General features: G+C 63.1%; 4 protein-coding genes. All 4 read left to right on the top strand.

The genetic code is table 11. The features are described from left to right. The first annotated feature begins 90 nt into the window (after positions 1–90). On the top strand, positions 91–576 hold the full coding sequence (locus AC2VOU_RS18645; RefSeq protein ID WP_047314807.1) for a GreA/GreB family elongation factor: 486 nt from the start codon (positions 91–93) through the stop codon (positions 574–576). Between the two features lie 139 nt (positions 577–715). After that, positions 716–1,084: a GtrA family protein gene (locus tag AC2VOU_RS18640; protein WP_168162605.1), complete on the top strand. Its 369-nt coding sequence runs from the start codon at positions 716–718 to the stop codon at positions 1,082–1,084. Between the two features lie 160 nt (positions 1,085–1,244). Next, positions 1,245–2,627: a decaprenylphosphoryl-beta-D-ribose oxidase gene (dprE1, locus tag AC2VOU_RS18635; RefSeq protein ID WP_486958699.1), complete on the top strand. Its 1,383-nt coding sequence runs from the start codon at positions 1,245–1,247 to the stop codon at positions 2,625–2,627. A gap of 10 nt (positions 2,628–2,637) precedes the next feature. Next, positions 2,638–3,005, top strand: a 368-nt coding sequence (locus AC2VOU_RS18630) for a Rossmann-fold NAD(P)-binding domain-containing protein (protein ID WP_486958698.1), incomplete at its 3' end; no start/stop codon positions are given.

Here is a 3,005-nt window from a genome sequence, read left to right as displayed (position 1 = left end):
ATGAGTAATCGGGCAACCCAAGACCGGACAAAGCAAGCTGGGCGCTCGGCGACAAGGCGGTCACCGGCGCGCCGCGAAAGGTCGACAATCGTGAGCGAGGAAGTCCAATCAACGGGTCTGGCAGATGCGGCGCGCAATCACCTCGCCGCGGAGCTGAACCGGCTGCGGCAGCGCCGTGATCGCCTCGAGGTCGAGGTCAAGAACGACCGCGGCATGATCGGCGATCACGGAGACGCGGCCGAAGCGATACAACGAGCTGACGAACTCGTCGTCCTTAGCGACCGGATCAACGAACTGGACCGCCGGCTGCGGACCGACCCGTCGCGGGTCGACGAATCGGAAGTGCTGCCCAGCGGTACCGAGGTGACATTGCGGTTTCCCGACGGAGAGGTCGTCACGATGCACGTGATCTCCATCGTGGAAGAGACCCCCGACGGCCGCGAAGCCGAGACATTGACCGCACGTAGTCCGTTAGGACAGGCCCTGGCCGGACACCAACCGGGCGACACGGTGACCTATTCCACACCGCAAGGAACAAACCAGGTCCAGCTACTGGCTGTGAAGTTACCCACCTAGCCGCTGCGCCGAGCAGTCGCTCAGAACCCGGCGAACAACCCCGCGGCCCCGTTAGACTCGCCCCCAAATGGAACCCCCGATGGTCCCCCCAGAGTCTGCGGCCGCGTCGCGCCCACGTCTGAACCTGACGACGCAAGTGCTGCGCTTCATCCTCACCGGCGGCTTGGCGGCGACCGTCGACTTCAGCGTCTATGTGACGCTCTATCTCGGGGCGGGCTTGCAGGTCGACTTGGCGAAATTCACCAGCGTCGTCATCGGCACTATCACCGCCTACCTGATCAACCGCCGATGGACGTTCCAGGCGTCACCGAGCACCACCCGGTTCGCCGCGGTCATGGTGCTCTACGGGATCACCTTCGCTGTGCAGGTTGGGCTCAACCATCTCTGCCTTTTCCTATTCCACTACCAACGACCATGGGCGATACCCGTCGCCTTCGTGATTGCGCAGGGTATCGCCACGGTGATCAATTTCATCGTGCAACGAGCCGTAATCTTTCGGATCCGCTGACGTCCCGCATCGTCGCCGGACCCAGGCTAGATTCGTCCAACTCCTCAACGGGACGCAAGCGTCCCGCATCGTCGCCGGACCAAGGCTGGATTCGTCCAACTCCTCAACGGGACGCAAGCGTCCCGCATCGTCGCCGGACCAAGCGGTACCCTCTTTGACGATGTTGAGCATGGGAGTTTCCACCACCGCCACCCGGCTGACCGGATGGGGGCGCACCGCACCGTCGGTGGCAAACGTGCTCCGCACCCCCGATGCCGAGCTGATCGCCAAGGCAGTGGCCCGGGTCGCTGACGCCGGCGGCCGGGGGGTGATCGCCCGCGGGCTGGGCCGGTCCTACGGCGACAATGCGCAAAACGGTGGTGGGTTGGTGATCGACATGACCCCGCTGAACACCATCCACTCCATCAGCGCCGACACCAAGTTGGCCGACGTCGACGCCGGCGGCGGCCAGGACCACCTGTTGAAGGCGGCCCTACCGTTCGGCCTGTGGGTCCCGGTGCTGCCGGGGACCCGGCAGGTCACCATCGGCGGTGCAATCGCGTGCGACATCCACGGCAAGAACCATCACAGCGCGGGCAGCTTCGGCAACCACGTGCGCAGCATGGACCTGCTGACCGCCAGCGGCGAGGTGCGCCGACTCACGCCAGCAGGTGAGGATTCCGAACTGTTCTGGGCCACCGTCGGCGGCAACGGCCTAACCGGCATCATCATGCGCGCCACCATCGAAATGACGCCGACCGAGACGGCCTATTTCGTCGCCGACGGCGACGTCACCGCCAACCTCGACGAAACCATCGCCTTGCATAGCGACGGCAGTGAGGCCGACTACACCTACTCCAGCGCGTGGTTCGACGCCATTAGCGCTGCCCCGAAGCTGGGCCGGGCTGCGGTGTCGCGCGGCTCGCTGGCCAAGCTGGACCAGTTACCCAAGAAGCTGCAGCGCAATCCGCTGAAATTTGATGCGCCACAATTACTTACCCTGCCCGATATTTTTCCGAACGGGCTGGCCAACAAATACACCTTCGGGCCCATCGGCGAACTCTGGTACCGCAAGTCCGGTACCTACCGAGGCAAGATCCAGAATCTGACGCAGTTCTACCACCCGTTGGATATGTTCGGCGAATGGAACCGCGCCTACGGCGCAGCAGGCTTCCTGCAGTACCAGTTCGTGATACCAATCGAGGCTGTCGACGAGTTCAAGAGGATCATCGGTGACATCCAAGCCAGCGGCCACTACTCATTCCTCAATGTGTTTAAACTGTTCGGTCCTGGCAACCAGGCGCCGTTGAGCTTCCCGATCCCAGGCTGGAACATCTGCGTGGACTTCCCGATCAAACCCGGACTTAACGAGTTTATCGCCGAACTGGACCGCCACGTAATGGAATTCAGCGGCCGGCTCTATACCGCCAAGGACTCTCGTACCACCGCTGACACCTTTCACGCCATGTACCCGCGCATCGACGAGTGGATCGCTATCCGCCGCAAGGTTGACCCCTTGCGAGTTTTCGCGTCCGACCTGGCCCGACGTTTGGAGCTGCTCTAAATGGTGCGTAATGGTTCTTGATGCCGTAGGAAACCCCCAGACAGTGCTGCTGCTCGGCGGCACCTCCGAGATCGGACTGGCCATCTGCGAGCGCTACCTGCGCAACGCCCCCGCGCGGATCGTGCTGGCCGCGATGCCCGACGACCCGGGCCGTGACGACGCGGTGACACAGATGACGGCCGCAGGCGCACGGTCTGTTGAGCTGATCGACTTCGAGGCGCTAGACACCGACAGCCATCCGAAGATGATCGAGCAAGCCTTTACCGGCGGCGACGTCGATGTGGCCATTGTCGCGTTCGGTTTACTCGGCGACGCAGAAGAGCTGTGGCAGAACCAACGCAAGGCTGTGCAGATCGCTGAAATCAACTACACCGCAGC

The sequence above is a fragment of the Mycobacterium sp. TH-M25 genome (genome assembly GCF_057473665.1).
Note: the sequence above shows the minus strand (reverse complement) of the source record. Positions and strands in the feature narration are given on the sequence as shown.

Coding starts and splice junctions, on each gene's coding strand:
- dprE1 (WP_486958699.1), top strand. CDS start 1,245: ATGTTGAGCATGGGAGTTTCCACCACCGCCACCCGGCTGACCGGATGG.